General features: G+C 67.3%; 18 protein-coding genes and 2 pseudogenes. 14 read left to right on the top strand and 6 right to left on the bottom strand.

Going from position 1 to position 19330, the window contains the following annotated elements; genetic code table 11:
- Together IEZ15_RS37505 and IEZ15_RS37500 are read left to right on the top strand one after the other, a co-directional pair.
- Positions 1-372: hypothetical protein (locus IEZ15_RS37505; protein WP_189281397.1), on the top strand; the 372-nt coding region annotated here is incomplete at its 5' end.
- Between the two features lie 435 nt (positions 373-807).
- On the top strand, positions 808-1737 hold the full coding sequence (locus IEZ15_RS37500; RefSeq protein WP_229846371.1) for a DMT family protein: 930 nt from the start codon (positions 808-810) through the stop codon (positions 1735-1737).
- Positions 1738-1977: 240 nt separating this feature from the next.
- Here the strand turns inward: IEZ15_RS37500 and IEZ15_RS37495 are convergent, their stop codons facing one another.
- The 5 genes and pseudogenes from IEZ15_RS37495 to IEZ15_RS37475 form a co-directional block, all read right to left on the bottom strand.
- Complete coding sequence (locus IEZ15_RS37495; RefSeq protein WP_189281395.1) at positions 1978-2181, bottom strand: hypothetical protein; 204 nt, start codon at positions 2179-2181, stop codon at positions 1978-1980.
- 128 nt (positions 2182-2309) lie between these two features.
- A pseudogene (locus tag IEZ15_RS37490) lies at positions 2310-2609 on the bottom strand (transposase family protein); the annotation flags it as partial.
- A 147-nt stretch (positions 2610-2756) separates the two neighbouring features.
- Positions 2757-3341, bottom strand: coding sequence for a hypothetical protein (locus IEZ15_RS37485; RefSeq protein ID WP_229846370.1), 585 nt, complete (start codon positions 3339-3341; stop codon positions 2757-2759).
- Complete coding sequence (locus IEZ15_RS37480; RefSeq protein ID WP_189281393.1) at positions 3338-4804, bottom strand: sensor histidine kinase; 1467 nt, start codon at positions 4802-4804, stop codon at positions 3338-3340. The genes IEZ15_RS37485 and IEZ15_RS37480 overlap by 4 nt, the downstream gene beginning before the upstream one ends.
- Positions 4804-5499: a response regulator gene (locus tag IEZ15_RS37475; RefSeq protein ID WP_189281391.1), complete on the bottom strand. Its 696-nt coding sequence runs from the start codon at positions 5497-5499 to the stop codon at positions 4804-4806. The genes IEZ15_RS37480 and IEZ15_RS37475 overlap by 1 nt, the downstream gene beginning before the upstream one ends.
- 144 nt (positions 5500-5643) lie before the next feature.
- Between IEZ15_RS37475 and IEZ15_RS37470 the strand changes: the two genes are divergently transcribed.
- The 11 genes from IEZ15_RS37470 (at position 5644) to IEZ15_RS37420 (ending at position 18017) form a co-directional block, all read left to right on the top strand.
- Positions 5644-6471: a polysaccharide deacetylase family protein gene (locus IEZ15_RS37470; protein ID WP_189281389.1), complete on the top strand. Its 828-nt coding sequence runs from the start codon at positions 5644-5646 to the stop codon at positions 6469-6471.
- 96 nt (positions 6472-6567) lie between these two features.
- Positions 6568-7404, top strand: coding sequence for an SGNH/GDSL hydrolase family protein (locus IEZ15_RS37465; protein WP_189281386.1), 837 nt, complete (start codon positions 6568-6570; stop codon positions 7402-7404).
- A 135-nt stretch (positions 7405-7539) separates the two neighbouring features.
- Positions 7540-8844 carry an acyltransferase family protein gene (locus IEZ15_RS37460; protein WP_229846369.1) on the top strand — a complete coding sequence of 435 codons (1305 nt, stop codon included), beginning with the start codon at positions 7540-7542 and terminating at the stop codon, positions 8842-8844.
- A 371-nt stretch (positions 8845-9215) separates the two neighbouring features.
- Positions 9216-10670 (top strand): DUF7380 domain-containing protein, encoded by a 1455-nt coding sequence (locus IEZ15_RS37455; protein ID WP_189281383.1) that lies wholly within the window; start codon positions 9216-9218, stop codon positions 10668-10670.
- 39 nt (positions 10671-10709) lie between these two features.
- Positions 10710-11525: a hypothetical protein gene (locus IEZ15_RS37450; protein ID WP_229846368.1), complete on the top strand. Its 816-nt coding sequence runs from the start codon at positions 10710-10712 to the stop codon at positions 11523-11525.
- 1 nt (position 11526) lies between these two features.
- On the top strand, positions 11527-12198 hold the full coding sequence (locus IEZ15_RS37445; protein WP_229846367.1) for a DUF6308 family protein: 672 nt from the start codon (positions 11527-11529) through the stop codon (positions 12196-12198).
- A gap of 501 nt (positions 12199-12699) precedes the next feature.
- Positions 12700-14130 carry a pentapeptide repeat-containing protein gene (locus IEZ15_RS37440; RefSeq protein ID WP_229846366.1) on the top strand — a complete coding sequence of 477 codons (1431 nt, stop codon included), beginning with the start codon at positions 12700-12702 and terminating at the stop codon, positions 14128-14130.
- A gap of 375 nt (positions 14131-14505) precedes the next feature.
- Positions 14506-15612, top strand: a complete 1107-nt coding sequence (locus IEZ15_RS37435) for a tyrosine-type recombinase/integrase (RefSeq protein WP_229846365.1) — start codon at positions 14506-14508, stop codon at positions 15610-15612.
- The gene (locus IEZ15_RS37430) at positions 15609-15938 is read left to right on the top strand and encodes a helix-turn-helix domain-containing protein (protein ID WP_189281381.1); all 330 of its coding nucleotides are present in this window, start codon (positions 15609-15611) and stop codon (positions 15936-15938) included. The genes IEZ15_RS37435 and IEZ15_RS37430 overlap by 4 nt, the downstream gene beginning before the upstream one ends.
- 13 nt (positions 15939-15951) lie before the next feature.
- A complete protein-coding gene (locus IEZ15_RS37425; RefSeq protein WP_189281379.1) occupies positions 15952-17532 on the top strand; it encodes a tyrosine-type recombinase/integrase in 1581 nt (526 codons plus the stop codon).
- Positions 17533-17534: 2 nt separating this feature from the next.
- On the top strand, positions 17535-18017 hold the full coding sequence (locus tag IEZ15_RS37420; protein WP_189281377.1) for a hypothetical protein: 483 nt from the start codon (positions 17535-17537) through the stop codon (positions 18015-18017).
- A 130-nt stretch (positions 18018-18147) separates the two neighbouring features.
- On the opposite strand, the gene IEZ15_RS37415 is transcribed toward IEZ15_RS37420, so the two are convergent.
- Positions 18148-18552, bottom strand: a complete 405-nt coding sequence (locus IEZ15_RS37415) for a hypothetical protein (protein WP_229846373.1) — start codon at positions 18550-18552, stop codon at positions 18148-18150.
- A gap of 97 nt (positions 18553-18649) precedes the next feature.
- Here IEZ15_RS37415 and IEZ15_RS37410 point away from each other — a divergent pair.
- Positions 18650-19273: pseudogene (locus IEZ15_RS37410) on the top strand (transposase); the annotation flags it as partial.
- Positions 19274-19330: the final 57 nt, after the last annotated feature.

The following is a 19330-nucleotide window of genomic DNA, read 5'->3' as shown; positions in this document are numbered from 1 at the left end:
CTCGCGACCGGCCTGGCCCGCGACCCGAACGACGGGCCAGGCAAAGCGGTCTTCTTCTCCGACGTCACCCTCTGGCTCGACAAGCAGGGCAAGGACTGGGCGGACTTCGGAGCCGACTACGAAGCCGTCATCGACGAACTCGTCAAGGCACCGGTCCCGCAGCTCTACATGACGCTCGTGCAGAAGGCCCACGCCATCCTGTGCGACGCCAGCCGCGACGGGGTGCGCCTGTACTACCCGGGCGGCGACGTCGAACACGTCACCCCGCAGGTACGCGCTGACGTTCACGCCGCCATCACCACCAGCCTGGAGCGGGACTGGCCTCCCTATATCCAGGGCCTCATCGACCGCGGCGCCCTCCAGGCCCGGTAGTCACACAGCGACGGGCTCCTGTGACTGGGCGAGCTAGGTGACACCAAGGTGGGTCGGTGAGCTGGCACCGAGCGTGGACTTGAGCGCGGTACCTGTCACTGTTTGGGCATTCCAGTTGTCACCACCTGGGGTTTTTCGCTCTAGTTGTCACCAACTTCGCTGGACCGGGGCTGCGACGGTGATCTCCGTGATGCGGCTTCTGGGGGCGGGCTCCTTTTTGGGGCGCGGAGGAGATACGCGCGAAAGTGGACACTTCGTGACGCTGCGCCAAGACCTGTTGCAGTGTGCTATGGGCAATGTGGCTGACCGTAGTTGGCCTGTGGAGGGAGATACGCCGGTAACTGACTCGCCGGAAGCAACTTTCGCGCCGAAACCCACGTCTGCCAGTGGGAACGGGACCGAACCCCACCGACCCATACATGAACGGAGCTTTCGGTGCTCATAGGACTGCTCACCGCCGTGGCAGCATCGATCTGTTACGGCACGGGCTCCGTCCTTCAGGCCGTCGGATCACAGAAGTCAGCCCGCCGGGAGGCCGCCGAGGGCAGCGTGACCCAGCACGGTGGCCCGAGCCTGTCGTCCACTGCGAAGGCGGCGATGACCTGGGAGTTCATCGTCGGGACCATCCTGGACTTCGTCGGCTTCGGGCTCGGCGCACTGGCGGCGCGCCTCCTGCCGCTGTTCCTGTCGCAGACCGTGATCAGCGCCAACTTGGTAATCACGGCGGTGCTGAGCATCAAGCTCCTCGGCATCCGGCTCAACCGCGCCGAGTGGACCTCGATTGCTGTGGTCTGCTCCGCGCTGGTGCTTCTGGCGACGGCGGCGGGCCCGGAAGGCAGCGGCGACACCCCGATCTCCACGCACTGGTGGCTGCTGGGGATCTCGCTGCTCCTGATCGTGGGCGGCACCGTGGTCGTACGCCTACTGGGGGCGCGCGCCGCGATCCTGGCCGGCCTGCTGTCCGGACTGGGCTTCGGCGCCCTCGGTGTCGGGGTCCGTGTGCTGAATGGCATCGACCCTTTCGACCCGGGAGCGCTGCTCTGCGACCCGGCGCTCTACGCGATCCTGGTGGCAGGCATCGGCGGCATGTACCTGCACACGGTCGCCCTGCAGATCGGCTCGGTCAACGGCGCCACCGCCGCGCTGGTCGTCGGCGAGACCGTCCTGCCGGGCATCATCGGCGTGCTGTGGCTCGGCGATGCCTCCCGTCCCGGCTTCGCCTGGGCGGCGATCACCGGGTTCGTGCTCGCCGTATCGGGCGCGGTGGCAGTAGCCTGGTTCGGGTCCCCGAAAGGGCATGGCAGCGGCCCTGCGGCGGCGCCCGTGACACCCGCCAAGGACGCCCGGACGTCCGCGGGGGTCTGACCCCGGCGTTCACATGGCGCTCGCGCAGGGCGCTCAGGCAGAGCTCCGCCGCCGTGCATGGATCGGACACTGCGCGCGCCCCCTGCAGCGCCAGCAGACCGGTCAGCACTGCGGAGTCGACCGCCACCGGCGCTGATCAGCGCGGGTGGGACGTCAGGTCATGGCAGGGCTTCACCCGTGCCGGGGACGCGGCATCACGCACCGTCCCAGACACCCCGGTCAGTTCTCGCAGAGCCCCCGTCAGGCGAGAACCTGGCCGAGGAGGTCGCGGGGGCGGCCGCCGAGGGCTTGGTGGAGGGCTTCGGCCCTGGACCGGATCAGGCCATCACGGTAGGGGCCTGGGAGGCGGTCGAAGATCCCGACCGCCATCTTGGCCGCCGCTGAAGGGTCGCCATCGAGACGCAGGCAGGTGGCGGTGTCCATCGCGATCAGGGCCCGGGTCATCACCGAGGGGGAATCAGTGAGTCTAGGGCGTTGTCCTGGGCCGAGTAGGCGGCCTCGGTATCCCCGAGGAGGGTGTACGCCTGGGAAAGGTGAACGAAGTGCTTCTGGGCCGGGTACCCGAACCAGGTGATCAGCCCAGGGACCTGCTCGCGGAAGGTCTGCCGCCGACAGCCCAGGACCGGGCAGACCAGACGTCGTACCCGGACGTTGACCACGACCCGGCGGCCATCGACTGGCACATCCGCAACCGTCCGGACGTGGTATCCGTGCACTTTCCCCGTCGGCACCCCGCACATCGGGCAGGGAAAGGGAGCATCCCTGGTCCGGGCCAAGACCCGGATCACCTCGCCGTCGTCCGCCACATCATCGATGACCAGTGCCGATAGCCCTGAAAACACCGTTGCCACAAGGGAGTTGGCATCTCGCATGCAACGTCGACGACGTCAGTTACCTGCCGTCACCACCGACTACGGAACAGAGCCTGATTCCTGATAGACCCGCCACGGAACCCGCCACATCACGCCTGACCAGCAGAAAGTCAGCGATCAAGTACGGAAAGACAACAGTCTCTTGTGTCAGCCGGTTACTGGTGTCACATCGCCGTTGGGGCCGCAGCGGACCGTCCAGGGGGTCTGGGAGCGGATGTGGTTCTCGTGGATGCGAATGTCGATCTGTGTGGGGGGTTTGTTGCCGGGGACGTTGGCGTGGGCGGCGGTGCAGGCGATCTGGCTGACCGCTGTGACGTCGAGGTCACCGGTGCTGACTTTTTGGGGGACGAGGACGTCGACGGCTCCGTCGGCCGTGGTGGCGGTGAGTTGGCTGGCCATCGGCGTTACTTGGCTGATCAGGCCGCGTTGGCGTTCGGCGGGGGTGGGGCCCTCCAGGAGAAGGTCGAGGGCTTGCTGGGGGCTGAGTGGTCGGTCCGTGGGGCGTGAGACGGCGCGGATGCCGGTGGGGCCGGCGAAGTAGAGGCGTACGAAGCGGGCTTCGGTTCCGGGTTGCTGGATGCCGGAGGCCGGGGGGCCGGCGTGCACGGGGTTGGTGGGGCCGATCGCGCAGCCGGCGGCTGTGGCGATGAGCAAGGTGGACAGAGTCAGGGTCCCGAGGGCGGCTGCCGTGGTGCGGGAGGTGCGTCGGGACCTGGACGGGAGGCGGGTCATCGTTGTTCCTGCGGGTCGGCCGGGGGCAGGGTGAGGGTGAAGACGGCACCACCGTGGGGGGCGTTTGCCGCGGTCAGGGATCCGCCGTGCAGGTGGGCGTTCTCGTAGGCGATGGCCAGGCCAAGGCCACTGCCTTCGGAGCGAGTGCGTGCCGTGTCGGCTTTGTAGAAGCGTTCGAAGATGTGCGGGAGTACGTCGTCGGGGATGCCGGGGCCGTGATCGGTGACGGTGATGACCGCGTGGTCGTTCTCTGCGCGGGCGGAGACGGTGACCGGTGGGAGGCCGTGGCGCAGCGCGTTGCCGATGAGGTTGGCCAGGATGACGTCGATGCGGCGGGGGTCGGCGCGTACCGGTACCGGGGTGGGGATGTCGGCGGTGACGCGTTCGTCGTGGGCCCAGCCGCGCAGTTGGAGGGTCTTGGTCACGATGGTGCGCAGGTCCAGCTCCTCGGCGTGCAGCGGGGCGGCCTTGGCGTCGAAGCGGGAGACCTCCATCAGGTCTTCGACCATGCGGGCGAGGGTGCGGGTCTCCTCGCAGATGAGTTGGACGGCGTCGGCGGTGTCGGGGGGCAGGATGCCGGAGGTGGCGTCCTCGTCGAGAACCTCGGTGACGGCGGTCATGGCTGCGAGGGGGGTGCGCAGTTCATGGGCGACATCGGCGGCGAAGCGGCGTGCTCCGGCTTCCATGCGGCGCAGTTCGGCGTCGTCCTTTTGCAGGGTTTCGGCCATGGTGTTGAAGGAGCGGGTCAGATCGGTCAGTTCGTCGTGGCCCTCGGTGTCGAGGCGGGTGTCTAGTTCGCCGGCGGTGATGCGTTCGGCGCCGCTGCGCAGGCGTCGTACGGGGCGCAGGACGCTGCGGGCGGCGAAGAAGGCGGGGATGAGGGCGAGGGCAAGCGCGGGGAAGGCCCCGGCCTCGGCGGCGGTGACCAGGGCGGAGATGTCGGCCTGGTCGGCGTCGAGGGGCAAGGCGACGTACACGGTTAGCCCGGAGAGCTTGTCCGCGCTCGCGGGCCGTTCGGGCTCCGCGGCGTAGGCGACGGGCATGCCGACGGCCAGCCAGGGGCGGCCATCGCGTTCGATGCGCTGGTACGTCGCCTGGCCGCTTGCCTGGACAGCTTCGCGGAGCTCTTTGGGCACGGGGGGTGCGGGGGAAGCCGGGACCGGTGTGCCGCCTTGGTAGGAGGCGGAGGAGTGCCAGGTGCGGGAGCCTCCGGCCCGGTCGAGTTGGAGGGACAGGCCGCGCAGGTCCTCGGCGCGGGGTGGGAAGGTCAGGCCAGGGGCGAGGGAGTCGAGCTGGATGCGCAGGTCGGCGACGGCGGTGTTCTGAGTGCGTTCCAGGACGGAGGAGCGGGCCTGGTGGAAGGTGAGGCCCGCGGTGAGCAGTGCGCCGAAGGCGACGGCCAGCAGCACGGCGACTACGATCCGTGCCCGCAGCCCCCTGGGGAAGCGGATTTTGAGGTTCATCAGAGGGGGCCGAAGCGGTAGCCGAAGCCGCGTACCGTCTGGACGTACTCCGGCTTGCGCGGATCGTCCTCGGTCTTGGCGCGCAGCCGCATCACGCAGGCGTCGACGAGACGGACGTCGCCGTAGAAGGAGTGCTCCCAGACCTGTTCCAGGAGCTGGTGGCGGGAGTAGACCTGACCGGGTGTGGCGGTGAGGAACAGCAGCAGCTTGAGTTCGGAGGGAGCCAGCGTCAGCTCCGTGCCGTGCTTGGCCACGACCAGGCTGGTGCGGTCCACGGTGAGGTCGCCATGGTGCTCTGCCCCCGTGGGCGTGGCCGCGGGGCTGTCCTGGGCGGGGGCGACCCGGCGCAGGACGGCTTTCATCCGGGCTTCGATGATCTCCCCGCTGGCGGGTTTGGTGATGTAGTCGTCGGCACCTGCTTCCAGGCCGACGACCATGTCGATCTCGTCACCGCGGGCAGAGAGGATGATGATCGGGATCTGTTTGCTCTCCCGGATTCGGCGGCACACCTCCAGGCCGCTCATCCCTGGCAGCATCAGGTCGAGCAGCACCAGGTCGGGCCGGTAGCGTTCCAGGGTGAGGAGTCCCGTCTCCCCGCTTGCAGCGACTTCTACTTCATGGCCACGGCGCTTCAGCGCGAGGGTGACGCCCCTTTGTACGGCGGGGTCGTCTTCGATGAGCAGGACTCGTGCCATCGGTGGTGCTCTCTTCTCCGGCTGCGCGGCATGGGGGTTTTCTCTGACAAGGGTGCTGGAAGCGTATGACGCCCGGTTCCGCATTCCTTGACGAAACGGTGACGGCCGGCCGTTCGCGGTACGGCGGGCGGTTCCGTCGGGCGCATGAGCAACGACACGAACAACACCCGAGGCAGCAACGGCAGGCGCGTCGGCACCCTACGGCGGGCGGTGGTCACCGCAGCGGCCCTGGCTCTGACCGGAACGGCCGCCTTCGCGGTTCTGGCGGAGAGAGGTGCCGGTCAGCCCGCCGGGGCCGCCGGGGCCGCCGGGGGCAAGACGGCTGGGGCAAGCACGACGATCGACCCCGCGCTGCCCGCACCGACCGTGGACATGGCCATCGTCCGGGAGTCCGAGGACGACGGGAAGTCGGTGAACCTCACCCTCGACGACGGTCCGGACCCGCGCTGGACTCAGAAGGCCCTGGAGCTGCTGAAGCGGTACAAAGCCAAGGCCGTTTTCTGTCTGACCGGCCCCAATGCCGCCGCCCATCCCGACCTCGTCAGGCGGATTGTCGCCGAGGGGCACCGGCTGTGCGATCACTCGGTCAGCCACGATGTCGCCATGGACAAGAAGCCGGTGTCCTACCAGGAGAAGGAGATCCTCGACGCCAAGCGCATGATCGACGAGGCGTCCGGCGGCGAACGGATCTGGTACTACCGGGCCCCGGGCGGCGCCTTCACGGCGCAGAGCCGTCAGATCGCGGCAGCCCACGGGATGCGGAACCTCGGCTGGAACGTCGACCCCGGCGACTTCCGGCAGCCCGGTGCGGACACGATCGTCCGCACCGTGAAGGACCAGCTCTCCACGGGGCCGACGGTTCTCCTCCACGACGGCGGCGGGAACCGCGCCCAGACGATGGAAGCGCTGGAACGGCTTCTCCTCTGGTTCGTCGAAGAGCGCTACGTCTTCAGCTTCCCGAAAGCCGGATGACCGTACTGCTCGCCCTGTATAGCCGTCCTTCTTCCGGCATGTGACGGAACGATGATGGCCCGCCCAGGCGGCCTCCTCGCGGGTTCTGCTGGAGACATGAACAGCAAGAACACGCCCTTCCCTCTTCTTCAGCGACCCGCCCGCCGTGCCGCGGGACTCGTCCTCGCCGCCACGACGGCCGCACTCGCTCTCACCGCCTGCCAAGCTTCCGGCAACGGCTCCGACACCGCCGCCGACCGCAGCACTGCCACGGCCGGTGACCAGCAGACGCCCGACGGCCGGAAGAACGCCACGAAGCCGCACCGGCTGCTGTGGATGGGCGACTCCATCGGCGAGGTTCAGGCACCGCCCCTCGGCGCGGCGATGAAGGCCAGCCACGTGGAGTTCAAGTCGATCGCCGCCGCAGGGGGCGGCGGTGTCGTCGGGGAGATCGCGCAGCCCACCTGGGAGAGGCTCCCGAAAGAGCTGAAGTCCTTCAAACCGGACGTCGTCGCCTACCAGATCACCACCTACGACTGGGGAACCCCCGGCGAACAACGCGGCGCCTACGAACGTCTGGCCAAGACGGTCAACGATGCGGGCGCCGAACTTCTCATCGTGTCCGCGCCCCCCTTCAAGGTGGACGACTTCTACAAGTCACACGAGGCCGCGATCAAGACCGCGCCGAAGTCCGCCAAGGAGGTCGCGGACATGCACCCGAACACGGTCCGTTTCCTCGACGCCTCCGCCCTGTGGGGCACCGACAACACGGCTGCCACGGCACAGCGCGGCAAGGACGGCATCCACTCCTGCCAGCAGGGCTCGGCCGCTTTCACCAAATGGTTCGGCGAACAGCTGAACAAGCAGTACGGCTTCACCCCGGCCGCCGTGGACCAGTGGGCCACCGGGTCGTGGACCGGCGACAAGGTCTACGCCCAGCTCAGCTGCAAGTAGTCCACCAACGGACAGCGATCGTCCTGCCGGAACGCATACCGGCCGGAAGGCAGCTCGGGTTCAGTGCCCGGTCCGCCTCGACCTCCTTGGTGCTGGGCCCGAAACGGGCCGGCTCGCTCATCTCGTTGGAGACCCATGCCCACCCCGACGAAACCCGTGCGCACCCATCGCCGCCCCTGCACGAAGGCCGTCCCCGCACTGTCCGACAAGCGGCACATCGCACCCTTGGACGGTCTGCGCGGCCTGGCCGTCCTGGGTGTGCTGTTCTTCCACGCAGGCCACTTCGGCGGCGGCTTCCTCGGCGTCGACCTGTTCTTCGTCCTCTCCGGTTTCCTGATCACCGGCCTCCTGCTGAAGGAGACACAGGCGCGGGACGGCCGCATCGACCTCCTCGCCTTCTGGGGGCGGCGCGCACGGCGCCTGCTGCCGGCGCTCGCCGTCACGATCGCGGGCACCCTGTTCCTCGTCTGGGCGCTCGGTCCACCACCCCTGCTCCGCTACGCCCTCGACGACGCGCCCTGGGTGACGGCAAACCTCGCCAACTGGCACTTCATCGCCGACCAGGTCGGATACTGGAACGCGGCCGACACCCGGATCTTCGGCCACCTGTGGAGCATCGCGGTCGAGGAACAGTTCTACCTGGTCTGGCCCCTGGCCATCGGCCTGCTGGCCCGCGGGCGCAACGGTGGCCGACGTGTCGCCGCCGTGGCCGCGACCGGAGCCGCCGTCTCACTGGTCCTCATGATCGTGTTCACCGTCCCGGGCGACACCACCCGCGTCTATGAGGGCGCCGACACCCGAGCCTTCTCGCTCCTTCTCGGCTCCCTCATGGCCACACCACCGGCCACCCGCCTCCTGGCCCGCGTCGGCGAACGGGCCGCAGCCTGGGGGAGTCTGGCCCTGGCATGCGGGATCGGGGCGTACTGGGCCCTGGCCGACGGGCAGAAGGACCTCTCCCTCTTCCAGGGCGGACTCTTCCTCCACGCCTTGGCCACCGCCCTGCTCATCGCCTGCCTCGCCCAAGCACCCCGCACTACCGTAGGCCGCGTCTTCGCCGCGCCTCCCCTGCGCTGGTGCGGCCTGGTCTCCTACAGCCTCTATCTGTGGCACTGGCCCATCTACCTGCTCCTGAACGAGGAACGCCTCGGCATGACGGGTTGGAGCCGTACGGCCGTCATCCTCGCCGTCTCCCTCGCGGCTGCGGGGCTCTCCAAGGTCCTGATCGAGGACCCGATCCGCTTCCGGGCCCGCTGGGCGAAGGGCCGCACAGGAGCCGCCGCTCTGCTGGCCACCTTCGCCGTACTGGCAGCCCTATGGACTCTCATCCCCGAGCCGCAGACCGGGGCCGGCACCGTCGACGTCACCCAACTCGTCTCCGGCCGGAGCCCCACCCCGGACCGGGGCCGTGAACGGGCCGTTCGTCAAGCCGTAGCGCCGTGATCAGCCCTCAACAGCCCCCGAAGAGCCGGAGCCTTCTGAATATCGGCGCGACCGGCAAGCGGCCGACGCCGAGGAGTTCCCGACAAGTCAAGGAGACCCGCGTGTCCAAAAGGTCACCTCGGAGCTGACGACGCCCGGTGGGCCGGGCGGCGGCAAGCCCAGCGCAGAGCTCAACTTCAGGTAGCCGTCGGTGCCGATGGGTCTATCAGGAATCAGGCTCTGTTCCGTAGTCGGTGGTGACGGTGCGTTCTCCCATATCGGGCAAGCCGCGCCGTCGATGCAGAAGAGGTCACCCAGCTTCACAATCCACTCGTTCCTGGCCAGGACGGTCGCCTAGAGTTCGACCGCCACACCTGGAGTCAGGAGTCGAGATGGATGCTCAGCCAGCAGTTCTCAGCGCGGTGAACAGCGGAGTCGACTCCTGCGAACCACTGCACAAGGTCGGGCGGGAACTGCGCGCTGGCTGGTCGCACACGAACCCGGGCGAGGAGGAGCACGAGCACTTCGCGGCCCTGTGGGCGGCCATGGAGTTCCGGCTGCAGGACGGCACCTGGGACGTCGTCCTCGGACCGTTCCGCAGCACCGACCACAACGGTGACCTGGCTTCGAGGGCCGTGGGCGAGATGCCGCCCGCGGTCTTCGAGGCCTGGGCCGCCTACGCCCCCGAGACGACCCACCCCCTGGTCCGGGCCCGGCTTCACCACCTGCTCTGGGTGGCCCGGCACGGGACAAAGCCCATCGAGCACCTCCGCTCCGCGGTGCACAGCTACCGGGATGCTGCCGGCGCGCTGCTGACGAAGGCCGAGGAACACCTGGAGGCGCTCGTCCCCTCTCCGGAGCCGCAGGGGGCGGCATCCTCCGAAGTCGAGGTGGCCCGACTTGCTGCAGCGGACGCCCTGGTGCTCGCCTACGACCTGGCGGCCGCTACGCGGCAGCCGGAGCGTACCGACATCGTCGGCGAGATGATCGCCCTCGGCCAGGCCGCGCTCGCATGGAAGCCCCCGTCGCCGGGCGTGCTCGGCCTCATGACCGCCCCGCTCGTGGCCAGCACGCACGACAAGCCAGCCGTGCGCCCCCTGCTCGAACGTGCCGTCGACGAGTACTGCGGAGAGGGCCAGTTCCACTACCGGGTGGAGTTCCTCGAAGAGCTCCGCTGCGTGGTGGGCGCCGACGAGCACCGCGACGTGGACGAACAGATCCACCGCGCCCGTATGGAACTGGCCGACAGCAGCACCGGATTCCGGAAACTCCTCGCCCTGGAGGACGCCGCTCGACATGCCCGCGACAGCGGGCTGACCGACGCCCTTGACGAGGTGCGCCGAACGCAGCAGAAGATCGGTCGGGACCAACTTCCCATGGATACCATCGGCACCCCGGTCGCCCTACCGGCGGGCTACCTGGAGGCAGCGAGCGCGGCCATCGACGCCACCGACAGCATGGAGCACGCACTTCACTTCATCGCCACCACTCCTCCCACGATGAGTGACTCCGCGGCCCTGCCGTCCGGGCTGCTGTCCCTGCCGACGGTGTACATCAACTCCAACGGCCCCGTCGTGACGCGCACCGTCGGGAGCGACAGCACCGGAGGAGAGGGCTTCTTCTTTCGGCAGCACGTCTTCGCCCTCGACGTGCACGGCCTGGTCGTCGAAGCCCAGCTGGACCGAGTCCGCGACCGGTTCCGCCCGACGGCGGAGGACCTCGTGCGGTTCTTCGCCAGCCCGGAGCATGCTCCGGAGACTCGGACGCGCGGTCTCGCCCGCGCCTTCGAGGCGTTCTGGGAGGGCGATGTCGACACGGCCCTGGCCCTGGCCCTGCCGCGCCTCTAGGGCACGCTGCGCCGCCGACTCCAGGCAGCCGACATCGCGGTGATCACGCACGCACAAGGGGAGACCATCGGACAGGTCCAGCAGCTCGGCTCCCTCCTCGACAAGCTGGATGAACTCGGCTTCCCCGAGCCGTGGCCCCTCGTCCTCCGGACGGTGCTGGGCAACGCCGAGGGGCAGATGAACCTCCGCAACAACGTCCTGCACGACCTGGTCGACACGCCTTCCCGGTACCGGGCAGCGCTCGTGCTCCAGATCGCCATGGCTGTGCTCTTCCTCGGGGAGGAGCCACCTTCCCGGAAGGGGTCCGCCGACAGCGGCACGCGGATGCCGTTGCCGTGGAAAGCCGCCGCCGATCAGCGCCTGCCGTTTCCCGTGCCCGACCCCCGGGCCCATCACTTCGTCACCCAGTACGCCGACATGCACGACGTCGTCGCTGGCTTGACGCTGCCCTCCGGTATACCGCAGTCCGCGGCAACGGTGCTGCACACCTCCCGCGAGCTCCTGCGCCACTCCTACTTCTGCTACGAGTTCTCCACCGTGGCCCTCCTGCACGCCCTGATCGCGATCGAGATCGTCCTCCGGGCCAAGATCCCTGACTCCGGCACGAAGCCGCTCCACGCCCTCACCAAGCAGGGCAAGGAGAGTGGCCTCCTGACCGAGCGGCAGACGGAGTTCCTCCACGAGGGGCGCAAGCTCCGCAACCGCATCGCCCACGGCCAGAGGGCTCATTCCGTCATGCCCCCACGCTGGGGGGCCGGAATGCTCACTACGTCCTTCACCTTGATCAGCGAGGTATGGGCGGCCCAGCCGACGCCACCGGCCACAACTGACACAGATGAGAGCACAGATATCTGAGATGAACGAGCTCGTCGCGGGGCCTGGTTCCTCCGGCGGGGAGCCGTCCGTGGTGGGGCAGCGCCTGCGCGTCGTTCTGGATGCGGAGCGGGTGGTGGACGACCTGCGCCGCTACTTCGGGATCGGCCTGCCCCCGGGTGCCGGCGCGTTCACGGGGGGCCGGTTCGAGCACCTGGCGGGCGGGGGTGACCGTCGGCAGGTCGCGGACCGGTTCACCGCAGAGGACCTGGTGGCGGTTCAGACCCTGTCGGTGACCGTCCCCGCGCCCGTCGCCCTCGACCTGCTGTCCGAACTGCTGCGAGGCATCCCTTCCGACACCGATCTGTCCGAGGCCGATGCCTCGGTCGTCGCGGACGGCTCGCCAGCGTACCGGGCCTGGTGCTTGTTGAAGGACCAGTACAAGATTGGGTGGGTGATCGCCGGGAAGCTCTTAGCCCGTAAGCGGCCACGGCTGCTGCCAGTCTACGACCGGGTCGTGCGCTGTGCGCTCGGCCACCCGCCGTCGTTCTGGACCGATCTGCGCACCGCCCTGCGCGAGGACGACGAGGCCCTGCACCACCGGCTCCTTGGCCTGCGGGAGAGTGCGGGCCTGCCCGAGTCGGTCAGCGCGCTACGGGTCGCCGATGTCGCGGTATGGATGGCCCACCCCGCCCCGGGCCACCGCTGCCCCTGAGGACCCGCCGCCGGGACGGTCAAGTGCTCACGCTCGGAGGGGGCTTGTTGGTCTACGGGGTGCTGGCTGGCCTTTTTAGGCGACGAGAGCCTGGCGGCCACGATCTCGTGACCGCCCAGTCGACCAAGTGCCGCACGGGCGCATACGCTCGAGCAAGTAGCCGACCGCGAGTGCGATGGCTACGGCGGCGAGAACCATCACCACCGCCCCGATACTCCGCCGCCACCAGCCGGGAACCATGTTCCGCTAGCTGTTCGTCGTTCCAACGTGCTGATCACTCTCACTGAACCGCAATGGACGCACTGTGCACTCGGCGCTGACCCCGTTGGCGGTGATCCGATTGGCTGCTGGGGGCAGGTTGTCGAACCCTACTCGGCCTGCCTATCACACCTCGCTGAACACGAAGTGGACGCATATGTTGCGGGACTTCGACCAGGCAGCGATTTAAAGCACACAGGCACGGCACTGACCCAACGGATCTTGGATCGTCTACTGGACGCCGTGAGGAATCCCGCAACTGGGCGCCCTGAGATCGGTCTGGCCCGGTTTGACTATGTAACCTTCCCGGAAGGCGTCTCCTTCGAGCGGGCCACTTTTGAAACCGCAGTTTTCAACGGCGCAAAATTCAATGGTCGCGCTCGATTTGTCGGAGTAAAGTTCGGCAATAGGACACAGTTCGCATCGGCGGAGTTCGGCAGCGAGGCGGACTTCACCAGCGTCTCTTTCGGTAGAGATGCCTTCTTCAATGGATCACATTTTCGCAGCCATGTAACCTTTACTTCGGTCACTGCGAGGGGGGACGTGGGTTTCTCTGGCGTCCAATTTGAGGTCGCGGGTCATGTGGGGCCGGTTGCATGCAGCGGAAAAATCGACTTCTCCTTCTCGACCTTTTCGGCACCTATTGCATTCGAGATCGCTGCAAAGGAGGCTGATTTTCGACGTGCGCGATGGCTTTCCACGGCTACGCTGCGTCTTCGATATGCTGACGTGGATCTTGCGAGCGCGGTATTCGAATACCCTCTTCGCGTGATTAAGAATCCACGCCCATTTGTCGCAGTGCTTGTCCCGGGGCCTGACGAGGGCGACCTGGGATCCTTGGACCCGACCGTTACGTTGGTCTCCTTGCAGGGTGTTGACGCTGCGCATCTGGTGCTAGCAGACCTGGACCTCTCGCGATGCCGCTTCTTCGGTACGGTGCACCTTGATCAGATGCGCATCGAAGGCGAGACAAGCTTCGGCTATCCGCCGACCAAGAGCCATTGGGCTGGGTGGAAGCCGCAGCGGTTCTATCGACGCCAAGTAATTGCCGAGGAGCAGTATTGGCGTTCCAGTCAGACTCGAGCGGTAAGCGAATGGCTACCAAATCCGCCCAATGTGGAGATCAATAATCCTTCTGCTCTGGCCCCCATCTACCGGGCATTGCGAAAATCTCTGGAAGATACACGAAATGAGCCGGGGGCGGCTGATTTCTATTACGGAGAAATGGAGATGAGGCGTGCTGACCGAACGTCCCGGGTTGCTGATCGCGTTTTAGTCCACATCTATTGGATGCTTTCTGGGTATGGTTTGCGAGCCCTGAGAGCGTTGGCGTGGCTATTTCTGGCGGTGTGGGCCACTTTGGCTAGCCTCATGCTCTGGGGGCTGCCGGACGATGATTGGGAACCGAAGGCTGTCGGTGCGATCACGTCACAAAACGTAACTATGCCACTAGAGAAGCCGGATGTGGTTAATCCGTCGGGGGCGCTGCGTGACCGAATCAGTTCAGAGCGATTCGAAAAGAGCCTTAGAGTTGTCGTGAATTCAGTGGTCTTTCGCTCCTCTGGTGAGGACCTCACCACGACAGGAACCTATATTGAAATGGTCTCGCGGATCACCGAACCGCTCCTGCTTGGCCTCGCCGTTCTCGCAGTGAGGGGACGCGTCAAACGATAGTTGGCACTGAAAATTCGCGCGCTTCCCAGGTTCCAGTACCGACAGTCCCACGCGGTGCAGCCTGCCTGTCTTGGCCTGCTACTCGCGGTACACCAGCCGCGTCACGATCCCCGCTCTGTAAGTACCTGTGTCTGAACCTCGGCCGAATGTTTGCCCAGGTCAGGGTTCGAACGGGGCGGGCTTGGTGCTCCGGCGGCGACATCAGCGGTTCCGCTGACGGCCTTCCGGTGGTGTGTGCGACATCCCGCGAGTTCCCCTGAGCCCTGCTGAGTCCTTGTCCCCGTGGCCAGGGTGTTCTGTCTCCTTGGGGTGCTCTTCAAGCCGGTGACGTAACTTCAGGATTCTTGAAGCGTTCTCACTTCGTCCGATCGATCCGTGATCGGAGTGAAGGCGAGGAGGCTCGGGTTGGCGCTGGCGGCCGTACGCGACCTGCGTGAGTTCCGCGATCCGGTCTCGGCGGAGGAACTGGAGCAGTTCGAGACCGACGTGCTCGCCGGGTTCGTCCTCGCACGGGCTTCGGCGGGGCTTGCGGACGGCACCATCCGTGGGGACGTCGGGCACTTGGACCAGATACGGGCCTGGTTGGGCCGGCCGCTGTGGGACATGGAACCGGCCGACGCCGACGGGTACTTCGGGAAGGTGCTGCGGGGCTCGCCGAGCGGCACCCGGCTAGCCCGTGCGCAGGCGCTGACCACGTACTTCCTGTTCCTGGAGCTGCGGCACAAGGTCGAAATCCATCGGATGACCGGACGGGTCGTCGAGTGCCCGATCGACGAGATGAACCGCCCGCGGGGATCCAAGGACGCGGCTCTGCGGATCCCGCCGACCGAGCCGGAGATCAAGACACTGTTCACCGGTTGGGGCGGCGAGCTGGCGACCTGCCGCAAGTTCGCCCCGACCGCGCGGAATTACACGGCCTCGAAACTGATGTCCCAGGTCGGACTCAGGGTGAGCGAGGCATGCAAGCTCGATCTGACCGACATCAAGTGGGAGCTGGGCCGCTTCGGCAAGCTCCACGTGCGTCACGGCAAGGGCGCCCGCGGATCGGGCCCACGCGAGCGGATGGTGCCGCTGATCAACGGTGCCGACCGCACGCTGCGATGGTTCATTGAGGACGTCTGGGGCCAGTTCGACGACGACCACACCCGTCCCGGTGCCCCACTTTTCCCGTCCGAGCGCAAGAACTCCGACGGCTCCTCGCGCCGCGTCGGCGACGACGCCTTGCGCAACGGTCTGGCCGCCGCGGCGAAGGCCCACCTGCCCGGCTGGGCCGACAAGCTCACGCCACACGTCCTGCGGCACTTCTGCGCGTCCGAGCTCTACCTCGGAGGGCTTGATCTGCTCGGGATTCAAGAGGTCCTCGGGCACTCCTGGATCGCCACCACGATGCGCTACATCCACGTCCAGCAGACCCGGGTCGAGGATGCCTGGGTGTCGGGGCAGCAGCGGGCCGCGAAGCGGCTGGAAGGACTGATGGGATGAAGTGGAACCTGCGGCTGGCCGCCGCGAACAAGGGGATCTGGAAGGCGTCCGAACTCCAGCGGAGCCTGGCCGAACACGGCTTGGTGATTTCGGCCGGGAAGATGTCTGGCCTGTGGTCCGGCCAGCCGGTCTCCCTCAAACTGGAGGATCTGGACGTGATCTGCGTCGTGCTCGGGTGTGAGATCGGCGATCTGCTGATTCCCGAGCCAGAGAAGGTCAGGCGCCCCGGTCAGCAGGCTGTCGTCCAGGAGGCCACGACCGGCTCGTTGGTGGTCCCGGCCGTCGTGCCCAAGCGCCGCGACGGCCGCTCGCTGCCGCCGATGTGAGCTGGTCACCATCATGGGGAAGATCAGCGACAGCAAGCCGGCGGCCTCCTGCTCGGGCTGTTTCGCCTGGGGGCAGCTGCCCGGCCGGTTCTGCCGCGGCTGCTACACCTATGGCCAGCAACACACCGTCGGCGAATGTGTCGGCTGCCGGCGGCAGGCCCCGGTCGATGGCAAATACGGCTACTGCCGCCTCTGCCGGGCTCAAGCGACCTGGGCGATCAAAGCCAGCGGCAAAGCTTCGGTGATCGAGCCGCACCTGCGGCAGGTGACCTGCCAGCAGCTCTTCTTCGCGAACCTCCAGCGACCCAAAAACGGCGGGCCGCGGGTCGGCAAGGCCGGGCGACGCGTGCTGAAGACGCCGCGGCTTCCCGAACCGCATCGCGTGACCACGACATCGACGCAACTGACGCTGTTCACCGTCACTCGGGACTTCCGCCGGTTCGACCGGGAACTCCATGCCGACCTGGCCAATCCCTGGCTGATCCGGGCCCAGCAGGCCGCCCGGACACTGGGAGAGGCCCGCGGCTGGAGCCGCTGGATCACCAGTGACGTGAACCGAGCCCTGGTCATCGTGCTGTCCGGCTTCCGCGAAGGTGAGTCGATCCGGCGCTCCGAGCTCTTCCCGGCCCTGCGCGTCCGTGGGCTTCCCGTCGTGCGGATCGCCGAAGTTCTCGACCGTCTGGGCCTGTTCACCGACGACCGGGCACCTGCAGTCGACCGGTGGTTGGAGCGAAAACTTGGCGGGATGCCCCCGGGCATCCATCGCGCCGTCGAAGCCTGGATCCGCACTCTCCTCGACGGTGGCCCGCGGTCCGAGCCTCGCTCTCGGCACACGGCATGGGCTTACCTGGGCGAGATCCAGCCGGTGCTGCTGGAGTGGTCCAGCCGCTACGACCACCTGCGAGAGGTCACCCGGGAAGACATCATCGCGGTCCGGGACGCTGTCACCGGCAAACAGCGCGAGAGCCGGATCGTCGCGCTGCGGTCGCTGTTCCGGCATGCGAAGAAGAACGGCCAGATCTTCCGCAACCCCACGATCCGCATGCGTGTCCCGCGACAGACCGGTGGCGTCCTCCAAGCCCTCGTCCAGGCGGACATCGACGAGGCCATCGCCACCGCCAGCACCCCAGACATCAGGCTCATCGTCGCCCTGGCCGCCGTCCACGCGGCACGGCCGAAGATGATCCGGACGATGCAGCTGGAAGACGTCGACCTGGGCAACAGGCGCATCACCGTCGGCGACCACGTCCGCCCACTCGATGACCTCACCCGCCGTGCCGTCCTGGACTGGCTCGACCACCGCCGCAGCCGCTGGCCGAACACGGCCAACCCCTACCTGCTGATCACCCAGAAGACCGCCGTCGAACTCGGCCCGGCCAGCAAGCTCTGGACCACCCGAGCCACCCGCAACCTCACCGCCACCCTGGAACGGCTCCGCGTCGACCGACAGCTCGAAGAGGCCCTCACTCACGGCGCCGACCCCCTCCACCTCGCGCTCGTCTTCGGCATCGACGAGAAGACCGCCATCCGCTACGGCGACGCCGCTCGGCAGCTTCTAGCATCGGAAGCCGAGGAACACCACGAGAGGTCATAGGCATGCGCATCTCAACCGACGACGGCCGATTCGGTCTGATCTTGACCCCAGCAGGTGACCCCTGGGATGCGCGCTTCTTTCGTTTCCAACTCATCGTGGACTCGATCATCATGGGCGATTCAGAGCCCTGCATCCTCGGCTCGATGATGCTGACACTGCAGAACATGGCCAGGCTTGAGGACCCGCGTCTGGCCCAGCCCGACGCTGACCCTGCCGCGACGCTGTCCGTGTTGCGCTCCGATGCCGCCCTAAACGATCCATCGCTGCTGGGGGCCGCCGAGTCCCTCGACCATTGCCTGGTCCGCGGGTATGTCCACGGCACGAACGCGATCGTGATCGGCGAGCCCGCCGAACCGCCCGTGGGGTCGCGCACGCCCCACGTCGCAGTCATGTCGCTGCACGACTTTCAAGCGGTCGTCGCAGCCGCCGCCCACTACTGGGAAGAGATTCAGCGTGATGCACGGCTCAACACCCTTAACCGATGAGGCAGCGCCTTGAGTTCACCCAGAACACACGGGTCGAAACCCTCCAGAAAGCCTGAACACCCGTCGGTTCCCGACGAAGAACCCTCAGTTTCGCTGAACCCACGGGACTCATGGCCCTGTTCTCCCGAAGCTACGGCGAAGTGACAAGTAGCAGGCGGGGGCCGGGGACTTCGCCGGCTTGGAGGGCGGCGAAGTCGGCGGGGGCCTTCTCGGCAGCTTCGGGGTACGCCTCGCGTTTGGCGTGCTCGGCCAGTGCCCGGTAGATGCTGGCCACCGAGAGGTTGCGCCCCTTGCGCTTGCCGGTGGGGATGATCAGGGCGGGCTGGATCTGCTCGACGGACTCGCCGTTCGCGCGGCGCCGCAGCACGGTGTGCAGCATGTCGTCGGTGATGACCGGCGGTCGGCCGCCGTGCTTGCCCTTGCGAGAGGCGGTGTCGAGCCCTTCCAGTGTGGACTCGCGGATGTTCTCCCGCTCGGCACCCTGCGGGAAATGGCAGCTCAGCCAGCGCGCGCAGTCCACTCCGGCGGCGTCCACAACCGGGCATTGGCGCTGCCGACCTGGATCAGCGTTCCGGTATGTCGATCCTGACGCGCCGGGCGGAACCCGTCGATCGCGAACACCTGCTGTCCGCTTCGGGAAGCTGCTCACCCAGCTGCGGCGGGGAGGGAGCCGATGCGGTTCGGCCTGGCCGCCCTGGGCACTGCCGCTGAAGGACCGGATACTGCTTGTCGCGGCATACTGGCGCATTGTCGCGGCATACCGGCGCACCAACCTGACTTTGCGCCAACTTGCCCCGTTGTTCGGGGTATCCAAGTCGGCAGCAGATCGGATCGTCGACCACACCGGGCCGCTGCTCGCGCTGCACCAGCAGAAGCGGTTTCGCCAGGGCACGGTGCTGATCGTGGACGGCACCCTGGTGCCGACACGGGACCACAGCATGGCGGAGCAGTCCAAGGACTTCCGCTACTTGACCAACCACCAGGTCGTCATCGATGCCGACTCACGCCTTGTCGTCTCCGTCGGCCGGCCTGTGCCCAGCAACCGCAATGACTGCAAGGCATGGGAACTGTCCGGAGCCAAGAGCTCGGTCGGCAAGACCACCGTGATCGCCGGCGGTGGCTACCGCGGCACCGGTCTGATCAACCCGCACCGCCGAGAACCCGGCCAGACCGAGCTACCGGTCTGGAAAGAAGCCCACAACACCTCCCGCCGCAAAGTCCGCGCCCGAGTCGAGCACACCTTCGCCCGCATGAAGGAATCGGGGCGCTCGGCCCGGGTGTCGGGTTGACGTCCGGGCCGAGGGCTCGTGGTG

The organism is Streptomyces atratus (assembly GCF_014648655.1).
Lineage (GTDB): Bacteria > Actinomycetota > Actinomycetes > Streptomycetales > Streptomycetaceae > Streptomyces > Streptomyces atratus.
The sequence above is the reverse complement of the archived record's forward strand: the minus strand, read 5'-3'. Positions and strand labels throughout refer to the sequence as shown.